Here is a 22,215-nt window from a genome sequence, read left to right on the forward strand (position 1 = left end):
CTGCGGCGGCCGTTTCGGCCGCTGAACTATCACGCCGCCCGGGCGATGCTGAACCGCGCGAACGCCCTGCTCGGGGCGAACTGGACCCTTCACGACCTGCGGCACACGGCCGCGTACCGGATGGCCCGGGACCCGGAGCTGGCGTTGACGGACGTGCAATGGGTCCTTGGCCACGCCCACCTGACCACCACGCAGATCTATGTGCCGGCCGGTCGCGACGAGATCGTCGAGGCCGTGCGGGCCCATCATCTACGCCAGGAGCGGCTGGCACGCATCCCCGCAGTGCCCGCGGCCGGGTATCGGCCCGAGGCCCTCAACGATCTGTTCGGAGGAGGCTGGTGACGGCACGCGTCCGGCACCTCACGGGCACGCCCGTCGCCGGCCCCGGAGAGCGGGCGCCAGTGCCCCAGGCCGCAGGCGGGCCCCTGGAGCAGGCCCGCGCCCGGTTCCCCGCCCGTGCAGCCGGGACGCGGTGGCCGATGACGTGCAGGTCCCGCGGACGAGGTGCTCGCCGCACTCCAGCTCGCGCCGTACGTCGGGGCCAGCGTCAACACGCGCTGGTACCGGCTCACGGGGGCACGTGCGATCCTCACCTGGCTGGCCACCTTCTCCGGGAGCAGCTGGCAGGAGCGGTGGGAGGCCTCCCCCGCGGCGGTGTCCGCGCGCGGATGGGCCGATCATGGGCACATCTGGGTCTCCTCGGTCACCGAGGTGAAGCGGCGGTCGACGGTTTTGTCGGGTCTGCTGTTGCTAGCCGGAGCTGACGTGCTGCGGCTCCCGGTGGCCTGGCTGGCCGGCCACAGCAGCAACCATCTGCGGGACTTCGTCGAGGAGGTCCGTGATCCTGCCGGATACGCACGGCTGAAGGCACACGTCGGCCCGAAGCGCTGGGAGGAGCTCGGCGCCGGCAAGGCTCGCCGGGCACTGGCCCGGATTCTCCTCGCCAAGGGCGGAGCTCTGGCGGACATCACCGTCGGCGACGCGATCGAGCACCACACGCTCGTACGGGGCGAGGGCGGGAGCAGCCTGTTCTACTCGTGGCTGCGGGAGCTCGGCGATCTGCCGTCCGACGCACCGGCGACGCTGCGGCTGCTCGGCCGGGTCACCGGCCAGCTCACCACCGAGCAGCTGGTGGACCGGCACGGTGTGGCGTGCGTACCTGTGCGCGGGCTGCTGATCGACTACCTGGAAGAGCGTCGGCCCCGACTGGACTACGCCTCGCTGGACGGCCTTGCCCGCCATCTGACCAGGAACTTCTGGTCAGACCTGGAACGGCACCACCCCGGCATCGCCTCTCTTGACCTTCCTTCGGAAGTGGCAGCCGCGTGGAAGGAACGTCTGCGGACCCGAATCCAGCGCCGTCGGCGACTGGACGGCACGGTGGAGGAGACGGTGGTCGAGCGGGCGGACCAGGCCATCGTGCTGATGTCCGTCCGCGCGCTCTACCTCGATATTGCACGCTGGGCGGCGGAGGAGCCGGCCCGCTGGGGACCCTGGGCGGCCCCGTGCCCGATCAAGGAAGCGGAGACCTTGAACGGCAAGCGCACCAAACGGATCAAGGCCCGCATGGACCAGCGCACCCGCGAACGGCTGCCGGCCCTGGAAACCTTCGCACGGGCCGCACTCGACCACCACCGCCACCGCCTGGCCTGCCTCGAAGCCCTGCGAGCCGTACCGCGCGGCGCGACCTTCACCGTCGCCGGCGCGACCTTCGTCCGCACCAGACACGGCGCCGACAGCGCCCGTAACGCAGCCGGCAAGCTCATCTACTTCGACCTCGCCGAGCACCGCGCGTTCTGGGCCTGGGCGGCGGTGGAGTTCCTGCGCCACACCGGCGCCCGCATCGAGGAGATGCTGGAGGCCAGCCACCACGCCCTGGTCCAGTACCGGCTCCCCACGACCGGCGAGATCGTCCCCCTCCTCCAGATCGCCCCCTCCAAGACCGACCAAGAGCGAGTCCTGCTGGTCAGCCCCGAACTCGCCGACATCCTCTCCGCCGTCATCCGCCGGGTCCGCGACCCGAAAACTGGCACCATCCCCCTGCTGGCCGCCTACGACTACGAGGAGCGCACCTGGAGCCCGCCCGCTCCACTGCTTTTCCAATGGGACTGGGCCGGAGAGCGCTCCCGGATGACCGGCGAGCTGATCCGAAAAGCCCTAGGAGAGGTCCTCGACTTCATCGGCCTCACCGACACCAGTGGTCCAGCCCTGGACTTCGCCCCCCACGACTTCCGGCGGATGTTCATCACCGACGCCATCCGCTCCGGCCTGCCACCCCACATCGCCCAGGTCATCGTCGGCCACTCCGACATCAACACCACCATGGGCTACAACGCGGTCTACCCCACCGAGACCATCGAAGCCCACCGGGCCTTCATCACCCGCCGCCGCACCCTGCGCCCCGCCGAGGAGTACCGCACCCCCACGGACGCCGAGTGGGAGGACTTCCTCGGCCACTTCGAACGCCGCAAACTTTCCGTCGGCACCTGCGCCCGCGCCTACGGCACCGCCTGCATCCATGAACACGCATGCGTGCGCTGTTCTCTCCTGCGCCCCGACCCCGCCCAGCGCGGCCGGCTCGTGGAGATCCGCGACAACCTCCTCGACCGGATCGCCGAAGCTGAGCGCGAGGGCTGGCTCGGCGAGATCGAGGGCCTGCGCGTCAGCCTGGTCGGCGCCGAATCCAAGATCGGCCAGATCGACTCGGCGGCGCGCGGGCCCGTCCTGCTCGGCCTGCCCACGCCGAGAGCGGACCGGCACGGGTGATCAGAGCGCAGGCAGGGAAGAAGCGGGAAGCACGGCACAGCAGGCCAAGGTGGTGATCCAGGATGGCCAGACCCGTATGGACAGGGGTCGTCAGCTTCGGACTCGTCTCCCTACCGAGCGCGCTCTACACCGCAACCGACAGCCACACGATCCGCTTCCACCAGCTCCAGCGGGGCACCGCCGACCGGATCCGCAACAAGCGGATCAACGAGCGCACTGGCGACGAGGTCGACCTCGGGGAGATCGTCAAGGGCTACGACACCGGCGAGCAGTACGTGATCGTCGAGCCGGCCGAGCTCGACGACATCGCGCCCGGCCGCTCCAAGGCCATCGAGATCACCGGCTTCGTCGACCTCGACGCGGTCGACCCGATCTTCTTCGACAAGACGTACTACCTCGGCCCCCGCGGCGAGCAGTACAGCAAGATCTACGGGCTGCTGGAACGCGCGCTCACCGAGTCGAACAAGGCCGGCATCGTGACCTTCGTCATGCGCGGCCGCGAGTACCTCGTCGCGTGAAGGCGGAGGACGACCTGCTGACCCTGCACACCCTGCACTGGGCCGACGAGATCCGCGACCCCCACCAGGAGATCCCCGACCTGCCGGGCAAGACGCAGGCGACGGCCGCCGAGGTGAAGATGGCCACCCAGCTGATCGACGCCCTCTCCACCGACTGGGACCCCGAGGCCTTCCACGACACCTTCCAGGAGAAGGTCAAGGCGCTGATCAAGGCCAAGGCCGCCGGCGAGACCGTCGAGAAGGCCGAGGCCGCACCGAAGGCCACCGGCGTCGTGGACCTCATGGAGGCCCTGCGGGCCAGCGTCGAGCGCGCCCGCAGTCCAAAGGACCCCGGCGAGAAGGCCGCCACCGGTGCCGCCCGCGCCACCCGCGACGAGAAGAAGACCGGAGCGAAGAAGCGGGCCACGAGCAGCAACGGCCGCCGGCCGCTGAAGGAGCTCACGAAGGCCGAGCTGTACAAGAAGGCCACGGCCGCGGGGATCGAGGGCCGCTCCTCCATGACCCACGACCAGCTCGCCGACGCCCTCGCCCACACCCGCCGTGGACGGCCTTGAGGGTCAGGTGACCTGGAAGGTGCCCATCATGGCCATGTCCTCGTGTTCGAGGTTGTGGCAGTGGAGCATGTAGCGGCCCTTGTAGCCGGTGAAGCGGACGAGGGCCTCCACGACCTCATAGGGGCGTACGTCCACGGTGTCCTTCCAGCCGGCGTCCATGGCGTCGGCTGGGTGCCCGCCGCGAGCGATGACCTGGAATTGGGCGAGGTGGACGTGGACGGGGTGGTGGAAGTCGCTGCTGAAGCGCCAGCGTTCCACGCTGCCCAGGCGGGGGCAGGCCAGCACGGTGTCGGGGTGGAACGGCTTGCCGTTGATGGTCCACATCTGCTGGTCGTCGCCGCTACTGGTGCGGCGGAAGTCGAAGGTGCGGACCGGCATGCCCTCGGTGGGCGTGAGGGCTTCGAAGCGGTTGGAGAGGCGGGCCGGCACGCGGGTGGAGTCCCGGGCAGCTCGTACGACGTCGAAGCGCATGACGTCGCGCATCGGGCCCTGGCCGGCGGTGTTGCGCAGGGTGATGCGGCTGCCGACGGGGTGGTCGGCGAAGTCGACGATGACGTCGAAGCGTTCCCCGGGCGCGAGGTCGATGGCGTCCAGGTGCTGGGGTGCGGGCAGGAGGCCGCCGTCGCTGCCGATGTGGACGAAGCGGCCGCGGCCGCCGCCTTCGACGTCCAGGCGCAGCTGGTAGCGGCGGGCGTTGGAGCCGTTGAGGAGGCGGAGGCGGTACCGGCAGCCTGAGACCTCCAGCAGGGGCCAGGGTGCGCCGTTGACGAGCTGGACGTCGCCGAGGACGCCGTCGGGGAAGGTGTCGTGGGCGTGGTCGGGGTAGCGGAAGGAGCCGTCTTCGTTGAAGGAGCGGTCACAGAGCATGAGTGGGATGTCGCGGTCGCCGCGTGGGAGCGGGAGGCGGTCCTCCTCGTCGTCGGTGATGAGGAAGAAGCCGGCCAGGCCGCGCCAGACCTGGGGGGCGCTGTGGTCCATGCGGTGGTCGTGGTACCAGAGCGTGGCCGCCTGCTGCGGCACCGGGTAGTCGTACGTGCGGTAGGCAACGGTGGTCTGCCCGCCGTGAGCATCCCCCGCGTGCGGACGGCTCTGGCCGGGCGCGCAGCGGGTGGGCAGGAGCAGGTCGGTGGGGTAGCCGTCGGAGTCCGGCGGGGTGATGCCGCCGTGGAGGTGGGTGACGGTGGGGACGGTCAGGTTGTTGTGGACGCGCACCTTGGTGCGGCGTCCGGAGCGGGCGGTGATGGTGGGGCCGGGGAAGATGCCGTCGTACCCCCAGACCGTGGTGGTGAGCCCGGGCAGGATCCGGGCCTGGCCTTCACGCTGCTCCAGTTCGTAGACGTCCGCGCCGTCTTCGGTCCGCGCGGGGCGTGCGGTCGGCGGAATCGGCAGCGGCACCGCGAACGGGGCGGGGGGCAGGGGCGCCGTGCTCGCCAGCACGCGCCCCGTGGCCGCGCCGGCAAGCCGGGAGAAGCCCGCCGCGCCGAGGGTCATCGCAGCCCCTGCTGCGGCCAGCCCGAGGAAGGCGCGCCGGCCGGGAGCGGGCGGGCGCAGACGCTGGCTCACTGGGCCACCTCCACCGGTTCCGGGCGTTCCTGCTCCGTCCGGCGGGGGCGGGGGCGGGGGCAGTAGGTGAAGGCCCAGCAGACCATCGCGGCGGCACGGCCGAAGATCGCCATGCCGAGCGGCATGTGTGCGGCCAGCACCCGAGCCTCTCCGAGCGCCTGCTGCGCGCCGACGAGCGCGGCCAGCGCGATGCTGGCTGCGAGCGGCCATGCGGGCCCGCCGAGCCGGCGCCACACGGCTGCGGCGGCCGCTGCCTGGAGGAGGGTGAGGGCGGCGAGGATGTCGGCGTTGGCCGAGTGCCAGACCAGCAGGTCGAGGTCGCCGGTGACGAACAGGCCGGCCAGCGCCGCCTGCGCGAGGGTGTCCAGGAGCACCAGTACGGCCGTGGCCCGCATCAGGCGCACCGGCCACCGCCGCCCGCGGCTGTCGTAGCCGCTCATGCGCGGGCCCCGGTCTGCGCCGCGGCGAGCGTGCGCTCGTACGCCTGGAAACCGTCTTGTACCCCGATGAGGATCTCGCCGAGGACGAGGTAGCCGCCGCTGATGAGCGGGGTGTCGCGCAGGGCCTCGATGAGGAAGTAGTACGCGCCCAGGTCCTCGGTCTCCAGGACGGCGAAGTCGGACATCTTCCCGTTGAAGGCCTCGGCGTCGAAGAAGCGGGCCGTGATCCGGTCCGCGTACGCCGCGAAGATCGGCTCGATGTGCGTGGCGCGCATCGCGCTGCGCTCAGCCCGCGACAGTCCCAGCCAGCGCGGCGTGAGCGTGTACGTCAGCACGATCCCGTGGTTCATGAGCCCCCCAGAGCAATTGTTTACAGCGTTAACTCTGATGGGGAGCTAAAGTGATACCTGTTAACTTTGTCAAGTGGAGGGCAGGCCGACGGCCATGACGGACACTCCGGGAACCACGGCGGCCCGACGTCGCCACCGCGTCCGCGAGGAGGCGCTGGCCGACTCCATGCGCATCGCGCGACGGCTGCTGGTCGAGGAAGGACCGGAGGCGGTGACCGTACGGGCGGTGGCCCGCGAAATGAGCCTGACCGCACCGGGCCTGTACCGCTACTACGCCGGCCACCGGGAGCTGGTCCAGGCCCTGGTCTCGCACCTGTACGACGAGCTCGCCGAAGCCCTGGCTGCGGCGCGCGAGGTAGGGCCGGCCGATGAGCCCGGGCGGCAGCTGCGCGAGGTCTGCCGCGGGCTGCGCCGGTGGGCGCTGGCCCACCCCCGCGAGTTCGCCCTGCTCTTCGCCAAACCCGTGCCGGATGCCGACACCACGCCGGGGGCCGCCGCCCACGACCCCAGCTGGCGCTTCGGCTCGGTCATCCTCGGCCTGATGGTCCGGCTCTGGCAGCGCGGCACGATCCAGGCCCCCGCCGACCTCTCCCCCGAGTGGATCGTGCAGCTGGAGGAGGTGCGCGAGCACCTGGGGGGCGAGCCAGTACCGCTGGAGGTGATCTACGTCTTCGTCAGCTGCTGGGCGCGGCTGTACGGGGCGGTCGCGGTGGAGGTCTTCGGGCACCTCGACTTCGCCCTCACCGATGCGGAGCCGCTCTTCGAGCGCACCGTAGGCGAGATCCTCGCCGCGCTGGGCGACCCGGCCGCGTAGCCGTCAGCCGGGTCGCTCTGCCGGGCGAGGTCAGCGGCGGCGACTGCGTGAACGCGCTGTCGGCTCAGCCGCGGAGCGGGTGCTGCTCTGCTCGCCCCGCGCGCGCCGGAGCATGCCGTAGCCGAGGTCGGCGGTAACGAAGGCGAGGGCGGCCGCGGCACCGAGGGCGAAGCCGGCGGTGACGTCGGTGGCCCAGTGCACGCCCAGGTACACGCGGCTGGAGGCCACCAGCCCCGACAGGGCCAGCGCCGCCACCCACCACAAGACGGACGTCTTGCGGGAGCGGGCCCGGCGGGCGGCGAGGTAGGCCATCACGAGCAGCAGGGCGGTGGCGACGGTGGTGTGGCGGGAGGGGAAGGAGAAGCCAGTCTCCTGGACGACGGCGGTGGCCAGCGGCGGGCGGGTACGGGTCGCGACCTCCTTGACGAGGGTGGCCAGCAGCACCGACAGGCCACCGGCGCCGCCGGTGACTACCAGCGGCCGCCAGCTGCGGCCCTGCCAGGCGACGGCGCACGCCAGAAGCACGGCCGCGACCAGCAGCGGGATCTCGGCGGCGGTGCTGACGGCCTCCATGAACACGGTCATCGCGCTGCTGCGGTGTTCAACGGCCTCGCTGAGGACCGTGTGGTCGAGCAGGCCGGCGTGCCGTTCGGCCAGCAGGTCGGCGACCTTCACGAACAGGGCGAGGACGGCGGTCAGCGCGACGACGGCAGCCGCGGCCGTGCCGGCCTCGCGGACGGTGGGAAGGCGCGGCGGCCCGGCCTGGGTGTGGATCATCGACGAAAAGACCTCCGAGGTGGTGCCGGCAGCCGGACCCGCCAGAGCCCGGCGTACTCTGAGTTTCAGGCCGAATGTTACGGTCGTTACATGACCAGTGAGACGACGGTACCCGGGGGACGGTTCCTGCTGGTATCGGTCAGCACCGCCGACGCCCCCGCCGCCACCCGCGTACGGGTCTGGCGCAAGCTGCGCTCCCTGGGCGCGCTCTACCTCCAGCAGTCGGTGTGCCTGCTGCCCGACCTCGACGCCGTGCGCCGCCAGGTCGCCCGCCTTCTCGCCTCCGTGCGTACCGACGGCGGCACCGCGCGGCAGATCACCGTCGACGTTACCGACCCGACGGAGTACGCCCACCTGGTGGCGGAGTTCAACGCCGAGCGGGACACCGAGTACGGCGAGGTTGTCGAACGGGCCCCCGATCTCCTGGCCGAGCTGGAGAAGGAGACCGCCCGAGGCAACGCCACCTACGCCGAGGTCGAGGAGTCCGAAGCCGACCTCGAACGATTCGACAAGTGGCTCGCCAAGATCGCCGCCCGCGACTACTTCCACGCCTCCGGCGCCGCAGCGGCACGGGAGGCGGTGGAGCGGTGCCGCACGGCGCTCGCCGCGTTCGAGGACACCGCGATCGCAGCCCAGGCCGGCGAACACCTCACGACCAAGCCTGAACTGCCCGCATCGGCACGGCTGCGCGCCCTCGACTAACCCGGAGCATCACATGTGGTGGGACATACTCCTCGCGATTGGCGCCGGCCTGCTCGCCACCTGGCTGGCCCTGCTCATCGCCCTGCTCATCGTCCGCCCCAAGGGCGCCCTGCTCGCCGAGGCGATGCGCCTCCTGCCGGACCTGGTCCGGCTGCTGCGCAGGCTGGCCGCCGACAAGACCCTGCCGCGAGGCGTCCGGGTCCGCCTCGGGCTGCTCATGGCCTACCTGGCGCTGCCCATCGACCTCATCCCCGACTTCCTCCCCGTCATCGGCTACGCCGACGACGCCATCATCGTCGCCTTCACCCTCCGCGCCGTCGTCCGCCGAGCCGGCATCGACGCCGTACGCGCCCACTGGCCCGGCACCGACGACGGCTTCACCGCCCTCGCCCGCCTCACCAGACTCCACAACACGAGCGAGACCTCCGACGCCTCCTAAGCGCCCGGCGTCGCCGAGCACCGGCCGCTAGCGGTTCAGTTCAGAGAAGGTGAGCGTGCCCGTCGGCATCCACACCGCGACCGCCGCGCACACCCTCCGCTTCCACCAGCTGCAGCGCGGCACCGCCGACCGGATCCGCAACCGGCGGGTGAACGAGCGCACCGGCGAGGAGGTCGCCGCCGAGGACATCGTCAAGGGCTTCGACACCGGCGACGAGTACGTCGTCGTGGAACCCGAGGAACTCGACGACATCGCACCGGGCCGCTCACGGACGCTGGAGATCAGCGGGTTCGTCGAGCTGGACGCGATCGACCCGGTCTTCTTCGACCGGACCTACTACCTCGGCCCCAAGGGCAAGGAGTACGCGAAGGTCTATGCCGTCCTCGAACGCGCCCTGGCGGAGAGCGGCCGGGCCGGCGTGGCCACTTTCGTGATGCGCGGGCGCGAGTACCTCGTCGCCCTCACCTCCGACGACGGCATCCTCAAGCTGCACACGCTGCACTGGGCCGACGAGATCCGCGACCCCCACGAGGAGGTCCCAGCCCTCAAGGAAGCCCCCTAGGGCTCCAGAGGCGGTTCCGCCGGCATGTAGACGCGCAGCGCGCGTTCGGTCGTCTCCGGCTCCGGGGCGGAGACGGACACGCGGCTGAACGGCGCCTCGGGGGAGAGGTCCATCCAGAGCGCGGGGCCTTCGGCGTGCACCGCGACGAAGTCGGTGCCGTCCGGGCCGTGCCGGAGCCCCACGCAGCGGCCCGGCAGCCACAGGCCCCGGCCCGCCTCGCCGCGCAGCACCCGCCACCAGCTGGTCTCGACGCCGACCTCGCGCAGCGTCGACACCGGGAACCGGATCGTGCGCCGGCGCGCGACGAGCGTCTCGCGCAGGCCCAGCCGGACGACGACCTCGCTGCCTTCCACCGTCACGCGTGCCATGGTGCTCAGCCTCCTTCGCCCGGGCCCGTGCCCTCGTCCTCGCGCAGGGCGTCGAGCCGTCGGTGCGCCGCCTTCGCGGACCGCCCGCGCGGGGTGTCCCACGGGTCCCGGTCGGCGAGCCGGCCGGCGTCGGCGAGGGTCCAGCGGCGCGCGGTGAGGCCGGGATCGTCCAGCTCCGCCCAGTCCAGCGGGGCGGCGACGGGAGCGCCGGGCCGGGCGCGGACGGCGTACGGGGCCACGGCCGTCTGGCCGTACCCGTTGCGCTGGACGTCCAGGTAGAGCCGCCCGCGCCGGGCCCGTCGGCGTACCTCGGTCGTCAGCTCGTCCGGATACCGTGCGGCGAGGAGACCCGCCAGCTCACGGCCGAAGGCCCGTACCTCGTCGAAGGTGTCCCGGCGCTGCAGCGGCACCACCACGTGCAGGCCGCGCGAACCGGTCGTCATCACCTGCGACGGCAGATCGAGCTCGTCGAGGAGCGCGCGCAGCCGCCGCGCGGCCCGCCGCACGGTGGCGAAGTCCTCGCCGTCCGCCGGGTCGAGGTCGAGGACGAGGCGGTCCGGGTGGTCGGGCCGGTCGGCGCGGGAGAGCCAGCGGTGCGGGGTGACGCAGGCCTGGCCGGCCAGATAGACCAGCGAGGCGGTGTCCTCGCACAGCACGTAGTCGACGGTCCCGTCCTCCTTGGGCAGCTCCGCATGGGCCACCCAGTCGGGGAAGTGGCCGGGGATGTCCTTCTGCATGAAACCGGAGTCGTCGATGCCGTCCGGGTGCCGCTCCAGCATCAGCGGGCGCCCGCGCAGGTGCGGCAGCATCCGCGCGGCCACCCGCTGGTAGTAGTCGGCCAGATCGGCCTTGGTGATGCCGTCGTCCGGGAAGAGCACCTTGCGCGGGCGGGCCAGCTCGACCGTCCGCCGCCCGATCCGGAGTTCCGCCGTCATGAGCCGTCCTCCTTGTTTTCGCGCATACCCCGCCTGGCGGTGTCAATACCGGGCAAATCATCCCCGGGCGTCGACCATGGGCACGGACCGATACCGCCCCTTCCACCCCTCGGAGAACCATGGCCTCCGCGACCCCCCGCCGCGCCGGCGAGCTCGTCCGCCGCCCCGGGCTCTGGCCCGTCCCGACCGTCCTGTGCGCCCTCGTCACGATGGTGCTCGCCCTGCTCTACATGGGCGGCATCCTCAGCCCGGGTGACGCGATGCGCCGGCTGCCCATCGCCGTCGTCGACGAGGACCGGGGCGCGCTGGGCAAGGAGATCACCGGCTCCCTCGGTGCCGCGACGCCGCGGGGGCGGGTCCAGTGGCGCCTGGTCGACGCGGCCACGGCACAGGACCAGCTGTCGTCCGGGAAGGTGTACGGAGCACTGGTCGTGCCGGCCGACTTCACCGCCTCCGTGCAGGCCCTGGCCACCCGCCGGGCGACCGCGCCGCCCACGCTCACCGTCCTCACCAACCCGGGCTTCGGCAGCCTGGGCTCCTCGCTGGCCGCGCAGCTCAACCAGGGCGTGGCGCACCAGGCGTCGCTGAACATCGGCAAGAGGCTCGCCGCCGCGGCACCCGACCCGACGGCGAAGGTCCTGCTCTCCGACCCGGTGACCGTGGTGACCCGGGTCGGGCATCCGATCGGCCGGCACAGCGGCCTCGGGCTCACCGCCTTCTACTACACCCTGCTCCTCGTCCTGTCCGGCTTCATCGGCGGCAACCTCATCCACACCGGCGTCGACACCGCCCTCGGCTACACGGACAGCGAGATCGGCCCCTGGCACAGCCGGCACCCCACCGTGCCCATCAACCGCACCCAGACCCTGGTCCTGAAGATGGTGATGACCGCGGGCATCGCACTGCTCACCACCACGCTCCTGATGGTGGCGACGATCGCGATCCTCGGCATGGACGCCGCCCACCTGCCGCTCCTGTGGATCTTCTCGTACTGCGCGACCGTGGCCGTCGGCCTGGGCGTGCAGGCCATCAACGCGGCCTTCGGCGGCGTCGGGCAGCTGGTGTCCATGTTCGTCTTCATCGCGCTCGCCCTGCCCTCCTCCGGCGCCACCGTCCCGCTGGAGGCCGTCCCCGGCTTCTACCGCTTCCTCGGCGCGTTCGAGCCGATGCGGCAGCTCACCGGCGGGGTGCGGGCCATCCTGTACTTCGACGCCCGCGGCGACGCCGGGCTCGGCCGCGCCTGGGCGATGATCGCGATCGGGTTCACGGCCGCGCTGCTCTTCGGCTTCGGGATGACGCACTACTACGACCGCAGGGGCCTGGCCCGCTACACGCCGCAGCCCGCGCCCCCGGCCGAGACGGCGGAGGCGCGGGCTGCGGAGTCGTAGCGCGGAGGCACCGGCTGCGGAGTCCGGCCGCGGAGCCCTACGCCGTCGCCGCATCCGCATCCGCATCCGCATGTGCATCCGTGTGCGTCGCCGCCCGTTCGTCCCTGCGGACCGTGCAGTGCAGCGAGTCCCCCAGCACGTCCGCCACGATCGTGTCCCCCGGGCCGGCCTCGCCGCCGAGCAGCAGCGAGGCGATCCGGTTGTCGAGCTCGGCCTGGATCGTGCGGCGCAGCGGGCGGGCGCCGAACTCCGGCTGGTAGCCGTGCGCGACGAGGAGCTTCTTCGCCGCCTCGGTGACCTCGAGCGTCATGCCCTGCGCGTGCACGCGGTGCTTGCTGCGGTCGAGGAGGTGCTCGACGATCTCCGACAGGTCCTGCTCGGTCAGGCTGTGGAAGACGATGATGTCGTCGATCCGGTTGAGGAACTCCGGCAGGAACCGGCCGCGCAGATCCTCCATCAGCTCGTCCTTCAGCTCCGCCGCGTCGCCCTCGTGGGCGAGGATCCGGTGCGCGCCGATGTTGGACGTCATGATGACGACGCAGTGCCGGAAGTCGACCGTGCGGCCCTGACCGTCCGTGAGCCGCCCGTCGTCGAGGATCTGCAGGAGCGTGTTGAAGACGTCCGGGTGCGCCTTCTCCACCTCGTCGAAGAGGACCACGCTGTACGGCTGGCGCCGCACCTTCTCGGTGAGCTGACCGGCCTCCTCGTACCCCACGTATCCGGGCGGCGCGCCGACCAGCCGGGCCACCGTGTGCTTCTCCTGGAACTCGCTCATGTCGAAGCGGACCATCCGGCTCTCGTCGCCGAACAGCAGCTCCGCGAGCGTCTTGGCCAGCTCCGTCTTGCCGACGCCGGTGGGGCCGAGGAAGAGGAACGAGCCGACCGGACGGTTCGGGTCGCCCATGCCGGCGCGGTTGCGGCGCACCGCCTCGGAGACCGCCGTGACCGCCTCGGCCTGGCCGACGATCCGCTCGTGCATCTCGTCCTCCAGCCTCAGCAGCCGCTCCTTCTCGCTGGTGGTGAGCTGGGCCACCGGGATGCCGGTGCGGCGGGCGACGATCTCGGCGATGTCGGAGGCCGTGACCGACACGACGCCCTCGCGCCGCTCCTCGATGCCCGCGAGCTCGCCCTCGATCTCCGCGATCCGCTGCTTCAGCTCGGACGCCTTCTCGAACTCCTCGCCCGCCACCGCCTGGTCCTTCTCGCGGCGCAGCTTGGCCAGCTGGTCCTCGCGGCTGACGACCTCCGTCGAACGGCCCGCGCTGCGCAGCCGGACCCGGGCGCCGGCCTGGTCCATCAGGTCGATCGCCTTGTCGGGCAGGAAGCGGTCGCTGATGTAGCGGTCGGAGAGCTCGGCCGCCGCCGCGAGGGCGCCGTCGGCGAAGCGGACCTGGTGGTGGGCCTCGTACGCGTCCCGCAGCCCTTCGAGGATCTGGACGGTCTCCTCGACCGTGGGCTCGGGGATGAGGACGGGCTGGAAGCGCCGTTCGAGGGCGGCGTCCTTCTCGACGTGCCTGCGGTACTCGTCGATGGTCGTCGCGCCCACGACGTGCAGTTCGCCGCGGGCCAGCGCGGGCTTGAGCATGTTGCCCGCGTCCATCGAGCCCTCGCCGGTCGCGCCCGCGCCGACGACGGTGTGCAGCTCGTCGATGAAGAGGACGATCTCGCCCTCGGCCTGCTTGACGTCCTCGATGACCTTCTTGAGGCGTTCCTCGAACTGGCCGCGGTACTGCGCGCCCGCCACCATCCCGGACAGGTCGAGCGAGACGACCCGCTTGTCCTTCAGGGTGTCGGGCACCTCGCCCGCCACGATCCGCTGGGCCAGGCCCTCCACGATCGCGGTCTTGCCGACCCCCGGCTCGCCGATGAGCACCGGGTTGTTCTTGGAGCGCCGGGAGAGGATCTCCACCGTCTGCTCGATCTCGTCGGCCCGGCCGACCACCGGGTCCAGCTTGCCGGCCCGTGCCTCCTCGGTGAGGTCGCGGCCGAACTCGTCCAGGGCGGTCGCCGGCTGCTTGGGCGCCGGGGCCGTGCTCTCCGGCCGGGCCGCCTGCTCGGCGAGGCCGCGCAGCTTCTGCACGTCCGTGTCCTCCGCCCGCAGGAAGCGGGTCGCGCCGGAGTCGGGGTCGGAGAGCAGCGCGCCGAGGATGTGCTCGGGACCGATGTACGAGACGCCGGCCGCCTGTGCGTACGCGTGCGCGGCGGCCAGGGTGCGCTTCGCCGCCGGGGTGAGCCCCGGTTCGGCCGACGGCTCGCCGGACTCGCGTGAGAGCATCCCGCCGGAGGCGATCTGCTCGGCGAGCTTGTCGGGGTTCACTCCGGCCCGGTCCAGGATCCGGCGCGAGGGCTCGACCTGGGTGGCCGCCCACAGCAGGTGCTGGGTGTCGAGGTCCGTGGTGCCGTCCTGGACCGCCTTGCGGGTGGCGAGGCCGAGCAGCTCGTGCGACGACTCGGTGAGGAGGCGTCCGATGGGCACGCGCTGCACGGCGGGCGGCGAGGACTGCGGCGACATGCCGAAGAAGTGGTTCAGCAGGTCGCCGAACGGATCGGAGGAACCGAAGGGGGAACCGAACGCCATCGACATCTGAAGCTCCTGATGGGTGGGGGTGACCCACCGTGATCGAACCGAGTGATCGAACCGTCCTGATGGGGCCGTTCCCACTCAAACCCGGGCGCCCGCACCCCGCAAGCGGGGTCACGCACGTGCCCGGCGCGGCTGGGGAGACGGGCGCGGCCCGGGCTGCGCGGGGCGACGGGCGCGGCTAGGCTGGCCGCGATCTTCGTGTCCGGCATGCCCGGAGATCGCCGGAATTGCGTGCCACCCGCCGTCCACCACCCGCCGTCCACGATCTGCCGTCGACCACCTGTCGCCCCCGACCCGCCGCCCACGATCTGCCGTCGACCGCCTGTCGCCCCCGACCGGCCGTCCACCACCTGCCGAGGAGTTCCGTGGTCACCCCCCAGCCCGTCATCGCACCGCCCACGCAGGCCGCCGTCTTCCTGGTCGCCACCGTGCACCCCGGTGGCGAGGCCGTGGTGCGCGACCTCCTCGGCGACCTCGCCGGAATCGTCCGCTCCGTGGGCTTCCGGGCCCGCGAGGAGGAGCTCACCGGAGTCGTCGGCATCGGTGCCGCCGTCTGGCCCCGGCTCTTCGGCGGCCCCCGACCGCGCGAACTGCACCCCTTCCGGCCGCTGCGCGGTCCGCGCCACAGCGCCCCCGCCACCCCCGGCGACCTGTTGCTGCACATCCGCGCCCGGCGCCCCGACCTGTGCTTCGAGCAGGCCCGCCTGGTCATGGAACGGCTCGGCGCGGCCGTCACCGTCGTCGACGAGGTGCACGGCTTCCGCTACTTCGACGACCGCGACCTGCTCGGCTTCGTCGACGGCAGCGAGAACCCGGAGGGCGGGGCGGCCGTCGCGGCCGTGCACGTCGGCGACGAGGACGCGGAGTTCGCCGGCGGCGCCTACGTCATCGTCCAGAAGTACGTGCACGACCTCGGCGCCTGGGACGGCGCCGGCACCGACGAACAGGAACGGGTCATCGGCCGCACCAAGCTGGCCAACATGGAGCTGCCCGACGACGTCAAGCCCGAGGACTCGCACGTCGCGCGCACCACGATCGTCGACGAGGACGGCACCGAGCGCCAGATCGTGCGCCACAACATGGCGTTCGGAAGCCCCGGGCGCGGCGAGTTCGGCACGTACTTCATTGGCTACGCCCGTACGCCGGCGGTGACCGAGCAGATGCTCGACCGCATGTTCCTCGGCGACCCGCCCGGTCTGACGGACCGGATCCTCGACTTCTCCACGGCCGTGACGGGCGGTCTCTTCTTCGTCCCGAGCGCCGACTTCCTCGACGACCTTCCCGACCCGCCCGCCGCCGCAGCCGCCGCCGCAGCCGCCGCCGCAGCGGCCGATGCGGCGGAAGCGGCCGACCCGGCCGAGGCCCTCGGACACGTGGTCCTGCCGTCCGGCGGGTCCACGGAGGGCCTCGGCATCGGCAGCCTGAAAGGAGCGTGAGCGCCATGACGCCGTCCGGTGACCCGTCCGTCGCGCCTTCCGCCACGAACAACCTGCACCGCGAACTCGCCCCCGTTACGCCGGCCGCCTGGGCGCAGATCGAGGAGGAGGCCCGGCGCACCTTCCGGCGCCACCTCGCCGGCCGGCGCGTCGTCGACGTACCCGACCCGGCCGGCCCGCGCCTCGCCGCCGTCGGCACCGGCCACCTCACCGGGATCGCGGAGCCCGCGCCCGGCGTCACCGCCCGGCTCCGCGAGGCGAGGCCGCTCGTCGAACTGCGGGTGCCGTTCACCGTCACCCGGGACGCCGTCGACGACGTCGAGCGCGGCTCCGAGGACTCCGACTGGCAGCCCGTGAAGGACGCCGCCCGCGCGATGGCCTTCGCCGAGGACCGGGCCGTCTTCGACGGCTACCCGGCCGCGGGCATCGAGGGCCTGCGCGACCGCACCTCCAACCCGGTGCTCGCCCTCCCCACCGGCCCCCGCGACTACCCCGACGCGGTCAGCCGCGCCCTCACCGAGCTGCGCCTCGCCGGCGTCGACGGGCCCTACGCCCTGCTCCTGGGCGCCGACGAGTACCGCGCCGTCAGCGAGACCTCCGACCACGGCTATCCGATCGCCGCCCACCTCGCCCGGATGCTCGACGGCCCGCCGATCTGGGCCCCGGCCCTCACCGGCGCCCTCGTCCTGTCCACCCGCGGCGGCGACTTCGAACTCAGGATCGGCCAGGACCTCGCCATCGGCTACAGCGCGCACGACGCGCACGGCATCGAGCTGTACTTCCAGGAGACGCTCACCTTCCTGATCTACACGGACGAGGCCGTCGTCGCCCTCCAGCACTGACCCGCCCGTGTCCATGGTCTCCTGGCTGCCGCGCTCCGCGGTCGTACGGCTGGTGGTCGCGGCCGGCGTCGGCGCGGCCATCGGGGGCCTGGTGGGCGTGCTCACGCGGTTCCCGCTGGGCATCCTCGCGGGCATCGCCACCACCGGCACCGCCTTCGTCACCGCGGGCTGGGCCGTCCTGTGGCCGATGGACGCCGCCACCACCCGCCGCAACGTGCACCGCGAGGACTTCCGGCCGCTCCTGGAGGAGATCGTGATCGTCACCGCGGCCCTGGGCGGCCTCGTCGGCATCGTGATGCTCCTGCTCACCCGCGGAGACGCCGGCGAGCCCGGTCACGCCGCCGCCGGCGCCGCGCTCGCCGGCGTCTTCACGGGCTGGGCGTCACTGCACCTCATGTACGCCACCCGCTACGCCGACATGTACTACCGCGCCCCCGAGGGCGGCATCGACTTCAACTCCGACATCCCGCCCCGCTACAGCGACTTCCTCTACTTCAGCTACAACCTCGGCATGACCTACCAGGTCTCCGACACCAGCGTCTCCAGCCCGGAGATCCGCGCCGTGGCGCTGCGCCACTGCCTGCTGTCGTACGTGTTCGGCGCGAGCATCCTCGCGACGACGATCAACCTGGTGTCGACCATCGTCACGGGATGACTGGTCGTCAGGAGATGGCCTGTCGTCACGGGGTGACCGGTCGTCAGGAGATGGCCAGTCGCCCGGGGATGACCGGTCGTCAGGGGGTGACCGGCGGTCCGGCTCGGGCCTCAGCCGCCGAGCGAGACCACGACCGCGGTCGTCTCTCCCGTGGGCGTCCGGTAGGTGACCGTCTCCCCGGCCCGGCGGCCGAGCAGCGCGAGGCCCAGCGGGCTGTCGGAGGTCACCAGGTCGGGGTCGTCGGCGTCGGCGAGCTCGCCGATGTGGAAGGTCGACTCGTCGCCGTCCTCGAAGCGCACGGTGACCCGGGAGCCGACGCCGACCACGCCGGCGGCCGGGGCGCCCGCGACGGACGCCGCGCGGATGCGGCCCTCGATCGTGGCGATCCGCTGGTCGAGCCGGGCGACCTCCGTGACCCGCTGCAACTCGTCGGCCTCGTCGGCCCGGTCGCCGACGGCGTCCACGTCCTTCAGGGTGGCGGCCACCGAGCCGCGTTCTGCGCGCAGTTCGGAGAGCTCCCGCTGGAGCGCCTGGAGGGCGTCGGCACTGATGGGCTCGGGACCGTCGGTCATTCCTGCTCCCGTGTCACTGGTCAGGTCGGGGACGGATGTCGGGGATCCGGGAATTCCATTAGGTCATCGCCGGACGGACCCGGCAAATCATCGACTGACCCGTCCGGAGCACGCGGGCGCCAGGCCCCGCGGGGCCTATCGTGCCCGCATGATCACCACATTCAGCCGTTCTGACGACGCCCGGGTCGCCGTCTCCGCCGCCCGGGCCGGCGCCGAGGTCGTCCGCGGCCTCTACGGCGGCCGCCTCGACCGTATCGACAAGGGCGACGGCGACTTCGCCACCGCCGCCGACGTCGCGGCCGAGCGGGCGATACTCGACGTCATCCGCGCGGCCCGGCCCGAGGACGCCCTGCTCGGCGAGGAGGGCGGGGAACAGGGCGCCGCCGGGGCCGGGCGCCGATGGCTGGTCGACCCGCTGTGCGGCACCCTGAACTACGCCGCCGGAACCCAGGTCGTGGCCGTGAACGTGGCCCTGCGGGGCGGGGCGGCGCGGGAGGAGGTCGCCGCGGTCGCCGATCCGTTCGGCGACGAGGTCCTCTGGACGGACGGCGAGACCGCCTGGGCCCGGCGCGACGGCGCCGACACGCCGCTGGTGCCGTCCGGCGCCGTACGCCTGGTGGACGTCAACCTGGACCCGCCCTTCCCGCACGCGCCCGCGTTCCGCGCCGTGGACCTGCTCGCCCACACCGGCTTCGCCGCCGCCGGCTTCCGCCCCCGCGTCGTCTCGTCGACGCTCGCGGTCGCCTGGGTCGCGGCCGGCCGGCGCGCCGCGTACGTCACCGACGGCGGCGACCTGTCCGGCAGCGTCCACTTCGCCGCCGGCATCGCGCTGTGCCGTGCGGCCGGCTGCGTCGTCACCGGCATCGACGGCCGTCCGCTCGGCCCGGAGGGCCGCGGCCTCGTCGCGGCGGCGGACGCCGCGACCCACGAGGAGCTGATGGCACTGATCCGGCGCTGACCCGACGCCGAGCAGTGCTGAGCAGCACGGTCCCGCCCGGACCCGACCCGGCGGGGTTCCGCCCGGACCCGACCCGGCGGGTTGGCGTGATCGAGCCCTTTCCGGCGCGGCGGCTCCCTCGATGACAGCCGTCGCGCCGGGGAGGCGCCGGGCAGGCAGCCGAGGGGATCCGCTACTCGCCCTCCTCCTCCGGCTGGATCCCCGCCAGCAGGTTGAACGCGCCCGTCAGCATGTTCAGCGTCACCACGCCCACCACCTCCGCGATGACCCGGTCGCTCCAGCCGTGCTCCCGCAGCTCCGCCACGTCCTCGTCGCCGATTCCGCTCGGCTCGACCAGGACCTTCAGGGCCACGGCGATCAGCGCGGCCTCGCGGGCGTCCGTCGAGGTGCCCTGGCGGGCGAGGACGATGTCGGCGTCGGTGAGGCCGGCGGCGCGGGCGGCCGCGACGTGGGCCTCGCGGCAGGTGCCGCAGCCGATCCACTCCTGGACGGCGAGGGAGATCTTCTCGCTGAGGGCGCGGGGGATCCTCACCCGCTTCATCGCGCGGGAGAGGCTGAGATAGCCCTCCAGGACGGCGGGGGAGTGGGCCATCGTCGACACCATCTCGCCCGCCGAGCCGTGTCGCTCGACGATGTCGGCGAGCAGCTCGCGCGCCGTGCCGGTGGCCTGCTCCGGCTGGAGCGCGGCCAGCCGCCGCGCCGTCCTGCCGCCCCGCGTCGTCGTCTCCTGCACGCTGCCTCCTGGTGCTCCGCTGTCCGGCCGTTGCCTGGACCGCCATCCTGGACCGACATACCCTTGGGGGGTATAACGCGGATGTGCTTGCCGGAGTTCCCCACCCGGCCAGCCCCGTCCCGTCGGTTTCGCGTTCTACGATCGGAGGGTGATCAAAGGTGTCATGTTCGACTTCTCCGGCACGCTGCTCCGCGTCGAGTCCGTGGCCCACTGGCTGGACGCGGGCCTCGCCGCGTCGGGTGTGCGGCTCTCCGGCGACGACTTCGCCCACGCCGTGGAACGGCTCACCTTCCACGGCGCCCTGCCCGGCGGCCCCTCGCCGCAGAAGGTGCCCCGCAGACTGAAGAAGCTGTGGGCGGAGCGCGACCTCGACGCGGAACGGCACCGCGCCGCGTACACCGCGCTGATCCACGAGGCGGGGGTGACCGACCCCGGGCTCGCCCGCGCGCTCTACGACCGGCACATGGCCCCCGAGGCATGGCACCCCTACCCCGACACCGCGCGCACCCTCGCCGACCTGAGCCGGGCCGGCGTCGCCGTCGCCGTGGTCAGCAACATCGCCTGGGACCTGCGCCCGCTGTTCCGCGCCCATGGACTCGACGAGTGGGTCGACGTCTACGCCCTGTCGTACGAGGTCGGTGCCCAGAAGCCGGACCCGGAGATCTTCCGCTTCGCCTGCGAACGCCTCGGCCTCGCCCCGGCCGACACCCTGATGGTCGGCGACGACCGCACGGCCGACGGCGGCGCCGGTGCGCTCGGCGCCCGGGTCCACTTCGTCGATCACCTGCCCGTCGACCGCCGCCCGCACGGCCTGCGCTCCGTCTTCGGCCTCCTCGGCGGCTCCTGAGCCTCACCGGACCGGGGCGGTTGAACGGGTCCGTTGAACCGGGTCCGCCGGACCGGGCTTCTCCGCCCCCGCCCCCTGTACCGCCGCAGGCCCACGGCCACGCCGAACAGGACATCGGGATCGGGCAGCAGCTCGACGCCCGTCTCGCCCGCCTGACCGAGGCCGAACGGGCCGCCGCACGCGGCCGAACGGATCACCTTCGCCAAGGCCCTCAAGGCCCTGCACGACGCCAAGAAGGGCATCTCGCCCTGAACAACCCTCCGCTCACACCCAGTTGACGTTCGCCTTCGCGAGCAGCGGGTCGTCCACCAGCTCCCACAGCGGCACCGCCACGTTCCCGATCCGGTACTTGCCGCCGAAGTGCAGCCCGAGCACCCGGTGGTCGGTCAGGTCGAACACCGGGGAGCCGCTGTTGCCGCCCAGCGTCGAGCAGTCGTGCTTCACCACCAGGCCGCCCGGCGTGAACTCGGTCGTCATGCCCGGCTGCAGCCGCTTCACGTTGTAGATGTCCATGAAGATCCGGCGCATCGACTCCGGCTCGTTGCGCCGCCCGTCCCAGGCCGGATAGCCGATCACGTACACCGGCCGGCCCGGCACGCTCGCCGGGGCGTCCGCCGCGACGGCCAGCGGCGTCGGCAGCGGCTCGTCGTCGGGCGGCGCGATCCGCAGCAGCGCCATGTCGACGTCCGGGTGGATGCCGATGACCTCGGTGATCTCGTACGGGAGGGGCGCCGCGGCCGGCACCGGCACCGGGCCGGGCGCCGGGTGCACGGGCAGCTCCTCGCCGGGGTCGACGCGCGCCGACATGCCCTCCTGGAAGGTCCAGCCGGCGCCGTCGGCGCGGCTGAACTCGGCGGCCACGTGCCGGTTGGTCATCACCGTGTCCGGGCCCACCAGGAAGGCCGTGCCGATCCAGGCCAGGCTGGGGTGCCCGGTCACGTCCACCCGGCCCACCCGGGCGATCGACTCACGGATCGCGGGGCGCGCCGCGTCGAGCACCGACCAGTCGCCGGGCTGCGAGGCGAAGTCCTGCCCCTGCACCAGGATCGCGGGCCGGCCCTCCAGGAGGACGATCGCCTCCACCCCGAAGTACTCGTCCTCGTCGACCTCGTCCGCCCGGCCCGCCGCCAGCTTCTCCAGGCCCGTCACGCCCGCCTCCAGGACCCGGGCGCGCTCCTCCTGGGCGAACCGGGAGATCTCGCCGGCCGGTACGGCGCCGGGTGGCAGCTCCTCGGCGGACTCCTGGATCTCCAGCTCCTGTTCGAGCCGGTCGCGCACCCGCGCCGCCACCTCCGTCAGATCGCCGAAGACCTGCTCGGGTCCGGTCGCGACCGGTGAGCCGGTGTGCGAGCCGCTCCGTGATCCGTAACCCATCTCCCGTCACCTCCGCCGTCCGCTCTCGCTCTCTTTCG

The 22,215-nt window shown here is 72.5% G+C and carries 23 protein-coding genes and 1 pseudogene; 14 read left to right on the forward strand and 10 right to left on the reverse strand.

The window, feature by feature from the left end; translation table 11 throughout:
• The 4 genes from ACIRSU_RS07860 (at window position 1) to ACIRSU_RS07875 (ending at window position 3,838) form a co-directional block, all read left to right on the forward strand.
• Entirely contained in the window at window positions 1-342 is a 342-nt protein-coding gene (locus ACIRSU_RS07860; RefSeq protein WP_403790213.1) for a tyrosine-type recombinase/integrase, read from the forward strand.
• Between the two features lie 162 nt (window positions 343-504).
• A complete protein-coding gene (locus ACIRSU_RS07865) occupies window positions 505-2,766 on the forward strand; it encodes a tyrosine-type recombinase/integrase (protein ID WP_403789842.1) in 2,262 nt (753 codons plus the stop codon).
• Window positions 2,767-2,828: 62 nt separating this feature from the next.
• Window positions 2,829-3,284, forward strand: coding sequence for a Ku protein (locus ACIRSU_RS07870; protein WP_403789843.1), 456 nt, complete (start codon window positions 2,829-2,831; stop codon window positions 3,282-3,284).
• A complete protein-coding gene (locus tag ACIRSU_RS07875; protein ID WP_403789844.1) occupies window positions 3,281-3,838 on the forward strand; it encodes a hypothetical protein in 558 nt (185 codons plus the stop codon). The genes ACIRSU_RS07870 and ACIRSU_RS07875 overlap by 4 nt, the downstream gene beginning before the upstream one ends.
• Before the next feature lie 3 nt (window positions 3,839-3,841).
• Here the strand turns inward: ACIRSU_RS07875 and ACIRSU_RS07880 are convergent, their stop codons facing one another.
• From ACIRSU_RS07880 to ACIRSU_RS07890, 3 genes are read right to left on the reverse strand one after another with little or no spacing between them, the layout of a single operon-like run.
• Window positions 3,842-5,401 (reverse strand): multicopper oxidase family protein, encoded by a 1,560-nt coding sequence (locus ACIRSU_RS07880; RefSeq protein WP_403789845.1) that lies wholly within the window; start codon window positions 5,399-5,401, stop codon window positions 3,842-3,844.
• The gene (locus tag ACIRSU_RS07885; RefSeq protein WP_403789846.1) at window positions 5,398-5,841 is read right to left on the reverse strand and encodes a hypothetical protein; all 444 of its coding nucleotides are present in this window, start codon (window positions 5,839-5,841) and stop codon (window positions 5,398-5,400) included. The genes ACIRSU_RS07880 and ACIRSU_RS07885 overlap by 4 nt, the downstream gene beginning before the upstream one ends.
• Entirely contained in the window at window positions 5,838-6,191 is a 354-nt protein-coding gene (locus ACIRSU_RS07890; RefSeq protein ID WP_403789847.1) for a darcynin family protein, read from the reverse strand. Before ACIRSU_RS07890 ends, ACIRSU_RS07885 begins: the two co-directional genes overlap by 4 nt.
• Window positions 6,192-6,285: 94 nt before the next feature.
• Between ACIRSU_RS07890 and ACIRSU_RS07895 the strand changes: the two genes are divergently transcribed.
• Complete coding sequence (locus tag ACIRSU_RS07895) at window positions 6,286-7,005, forward strand: TetR/AcrR family transcriptional regulator (protein ID WP_403789848.1); 720 nt, start codon at window positions 6,286-6,288, stop codon at window positions 7,003-7,005.
• 30 nt (window positions 7,006-7,035) lie between these two features.
• On the opposite strand, the gene ACIRSU_RS07900 is transcribed toward ACIRSU_RS07895, so the two are convergent.
• Window positions 7,036-7,782, reverse strand: a complete 747-nt coding sequence (locus ACIRSU_RS07900) for a phosphatase PAP2 family protein (RefSeq protein ID WP_403789849.1) — start codon at window positions 7,780-7,782, stop codon at window positions 7,036-7,038.
• 90 nt (window positions 7,783-7,872) lie between these two features.
• Here ACIRSU_RS07900 and ACIRSU_RS07905 point away from each other — a divergent pair, with 90 nt between their 5' ends.
• The 3 genes and pseudogenes from ACIRSU_RS07905 to ACIRSU_RS07915 all read left to right on the forward strand — a co-directional run.
• Complete coding sequence (locus tag ACIRSU_RS07905) at window positions 7,873-8,484, forward strand: Chromate resistance protein ChrB (protein ID WP_403789850.1); 612 nt, start codon at window positions 7,873-7,875, stop codon at window positions 8,482-8,484.
• 13 nt (window positions 8,485-8,497) lie between these two features.
• Window positions 8,498-8,923, forward strand: coding sequence for a YkvA family protein (locus tag ACIRSU_RS07910; protein WP_403789851.1), 426 nt, complete (start codon window positions 8,498-8,500; stop codon window positions 8,921-8,923).
• Window positions 8,924-8,972: 49 nt separating this feature from the next.
• A pseudogene (locus tag ACIRSU_RS07915) lies at window positions 8,973-9,470 on the forward strand (Ku protein); the annotation flags it as partial.
• A gap of 11 nt (window positions 9,471-9,481) precedes the next feature.
• Here ACIRSU_RS07915 and ACIRSU_RS07920 read toward each other — a convergent pair.
• Together ACIRSU_RS07920 and ligD are read right to left on the reverse strand one after the other, a co-directional pair.
• Entirely contained in the window at window positions 9,482-9,853 is a 372-nt protein-coding gene (locus ACIRSU_RS07920) for a hypothetical protein (protein WP_403789852.1), read from the reverse strand.
• 5 nt (window positions 9,854-9,858) lie between these two features.
• Complete coding sequence (ligD, locus tag ACIRSU_RS07925) at window positions 9,859-10,788, reverse strand: non-homologous end-joining DNA ligase (protein WP_403789853.1); 930 nt, start codon at window positions 10,786-10,788, stop codon at window positions 9,859-9,861.
• 119 nt (window positions 10,789-10,907) lie between these two features.
• Between ligD and ACIRSU_RS07930 the strand changes: the two genes are divergently transcribed.
• Window positions 10,908-12,176 carry a YhgE/Pip domain-containing protein gene (locus tag ACIRSU_RS07930; RefSeq protein WP_403789854.1) on the forward strand — a complete coding sequence of 423 codons (1,269 nt, stop codon included), beginning with the start codon at window positions 10,908-10,910 and terminating at the stop codon, window positions 12,174-12,176.
• A 37-nt stretch (window positions 12,177-12,213) separates the two neighbouring features.
• Here ACIRSU_RS07930 and ACIRSU_RS07935 read toward each other — a convergent pair whose 3' ends face one another.
• A complete protein-coding gene (locus ACIRSU_RS07935; RefSeq protein ID WP_403789855.1) occupies window positions 12,214-14,760 on the reverse strand; it encodes an ATP-dependent Clp protease ATP-binding subunit in 2,547 nt (848 codons plus the stop codon).
• Between the two features lie 365 nt (window positions 14,761-15,125).
• Here ACIRSU_RS07935 and ACIRSU_RS07940 point away from each other — a divergent pair, with 365 nt between their 5' ends.
• From ACIRSU_RS07940 to ACIRSU_RS07950, 3 genes are read left to right on the forward strand one after another with little or no spacing between them, the layout of a single operon-like run.
• Window positions 15,126-16,196, forward strand: coding sequence for a Dyp-type peroxidase (locus ACIRSU_RS07940; protein ID WP_403789856.1), 1,071 nt, complete (start codon window positions 15,126-15,128; stop codon window positions 16,194-16,196).
• Window positions 16,197-16,201: 5 nt separating this feature from the next.
• A complete protein-coding gene (locus ACIRSU_RS07945; protein WP_403789857.1) occupies window positions 16,202-17,038 on the forward strand; it encodes a family 1 encapsulin nanocompartment shell protein in 837 nt (278 codons plus the stop codon).
• Window positions 17,039-17,051: 13 nt separating this feature from the next.
• A complete protein-coding gene (locus tag ACIRSU_RS07950; RefSeq protein ID WP_403790215.1) occupies window positions 17,052-17,693 on the forward strand; it encodes a DUF1345 domain-containing protein in 642 nt (213 codons plus the stop codon).
• A gap of 110 nt (window positions 17,694-17,803) precedes the next feature.
• On the opposite strand, the gene ACIRSU_RS07955 is transcribed toward ACIRSU_RS07950, so the two are convergent.
• A complete protein-coding gene (locus ACIRSU_RS07955) occupies window positions 17,804-18,265 on the reverse strand; it encodes a GreA/GreB family elongation factor (protein WP_403789858.1) in 462 nt (153 codons plus the stop codon).
• Window positions 18,266-18,413: 148 nt separating this feature from the next.
• On the opposite strand from ACIRSU_RS07955, the gene ACIRSU_RS07960 reads away from it, so the two are divergent.
• On the forward strand, window positions 18,414-19,223 hold the full coding sequence (locus ACIRSU_RS07960) for an inositol monophosphatase family protein (protein ID WP_403789859.1): 810 nt from the start codon (window positions 18,414-18,416) through the stop codon (window positions 19,221-19,223).
• A 172-nt stretch (window positions 19,224-19,395) separates the two neighbouring features.
• Here ACIRSU_RS07960 and ACIRSU_RS07965 read toward each other — a convergent pair whose 3' ends face one another.
• Window positions 19,396-19,956: a carboxymuconolactone decarboxylase family protein gene (locus ACIRSU_RS07965; RefSeq protein WP_403789860.1), complete on the reverse strand. Its 561-nt coding sequence runs from the start codon at window positions 19,954-19,956 to the stop codon at window positions 19,396-19,398.
• Between the two features lie 163 nt (window positions 19,957-20,119).
• Here ACIRSU_RS07965 and ACIRSU_RS07970 point away from each other — a divergent pair, with 163 nt between their 5' ends.
• The gene (locus tag ACIRSU_RS07970; protein ID WP_403790217.1) at window positions 20,120-20,803 is read left to right on the forward strand and encodes an HAD-IA family hydrolase; all 684 of its coding nucleotides are present in this window, start codon (window positions 20,120-20,122) and stop codon (window positions 20,801-20,803) included.
• A 264-nt stretch (window positions 20,804-21,067) separates the two neighbouring features.
• Here ACIRSU_RS07970 and ACIRSU_RS07975 read toward each other — a convergent pair whose 3' ends face one another.
• Complete coding sequence (locus tag ACIRSU_RS07975) at window positions 21,068-22,177, reverse strand: trypsin-like serine peptidase (RefSeq protein ID WP_403789861.1); 1,110 nt, start codon at window positions 22,175-22,177, stop codon at window positions 21,068-21,070.
• Window positions 22,178-22,215: the final 38 nt, after the last annotated feature.

The organism is Streptomyces sp. NPDC101160 (genome assembly GCF_044768205.1).
Lineage (GTDB): Bacteria > Actinomycetota > Actinomycetes > Streptomycetales > Streptomycetaceae > Streptomyces.

Coding starts and splice junctions, on each gene's coding strand:
- ACIRSU_RS07870 (WP_403789843.1), top strand. CDS start 2,829: ATGGCCAGACCCGTATGGACAGGGGTCGTCAGCTTCGGACTCGTCTCC.
- ACIRSU_RS07885 (WP_403789846.1), bottom strand. CDS start 5,841: ATGAGCGGCTACGACAGCCGCGGGCGGCGGTGGCCGGTGCGCCTGATG.
- ACIRSU_RS07890 (WP_403789847.1), bottom strand. CDS start 6,191: ATGAACCACGGGATCGTGCTGACGTACACGCTCACGCCGCGCTGGCTG.
- ACIRSU_RS07895 (WP_403789848.1), top strand. CDS start 6,286: ATGACGGACACTCCGGGAACCACGGCGGCCCGACGTCGCCACCGCGTC.
- ACIRSU_RS07900 (WP_403789849.1), bottom strand. CDS start 7,782: ATGATCCACACCCAGGCCGGGCCGCCGCGCCTTCCCACCGTCCGCGAG.
- ACIRSU_RS07905 (WP_403789850.1), top strand. CDS start 7,873: ATGACCAGTGAGACGACGGTACCCGGGGGACGGTTCCTGCTGGTATCG.
- ACIRSU_RS07910 (WP_403789851.1), top strand. CDS start 8,498: ATGTGGTGGGACATACTCCTCGCGATTGGCGCCGGCCTGCTCGCCACC.
- ACIRSU_RS07920 (WP_403789852.1), bottom strand. CDS start 9,853: ATGGCACGCGTGACGGTGGAAGGCAGCGAGGTCGTCGTCCGGCTGGGC.
- ligD (WP_403789853.1), bottom strand. CDS start 10,788: ATGACGGCGGAACTCCGGATCGGGCGGCGGACGGTCGAGCTGGCCCGC.
- ACIRSU_RS07930 (WP_403789854.1), top strand. CDS start 10,908: ATGGCCTCCGCGACCCCCCGCCGCGCCGGCGAGCTCGTCCGCCGCCCC.
- ACIRSU_RS07935 (WP_403789855.1), bottom strand. CDS start 14,760: ATGTCGATGGCGTTCGGTTCCCCCTTCGGTTCCTCCGATCCGTTCGGC.
- ACIRSU_RS07945 (WP_403789857.1), top strand. CDS start 16,202: ATGACGCCGTCCGGTGACCCGTCCGTCGCGCCTTCCGCCACGAACAAC.
- ACIRSU_RS07950 (WP_403790215.1), top strand. CDS start 17,052: ATGGTCTCCTGGCTGCCGCGCTCCGCGGTCGTACGGCTGGTGGTCGCG.
- ACIRSU_RS07955 (WP_403789858.1), bottom strand. CDS start 18,265: ATGACCGACGGTCCCGAGCCCATCAGTGCCGACGCCCTCCAGGCGCTC.
- ACIRSU_RS07960 (WP_403789859.1), top strand. CDS start 18,414: ATGATCACCACATTCAGCCGTTCTGACGACGCCCGGGTCGCCGTCTCC.
- ACIRSU_RS07970 (WP_403790217.1), top strand. CDS start 20,120: ATGTTCGACTTCTCCGGCACGCTGCTCCGCGTCGAGTCCGTGGCCCAC.
- ACIRSU_RS07975 (WP_403789861.1), bottom strand. CDS start 22,177: ATGGGTTACGGATCACGGAGCGGCTCGCACACCGGCTCACCGGTCGCG.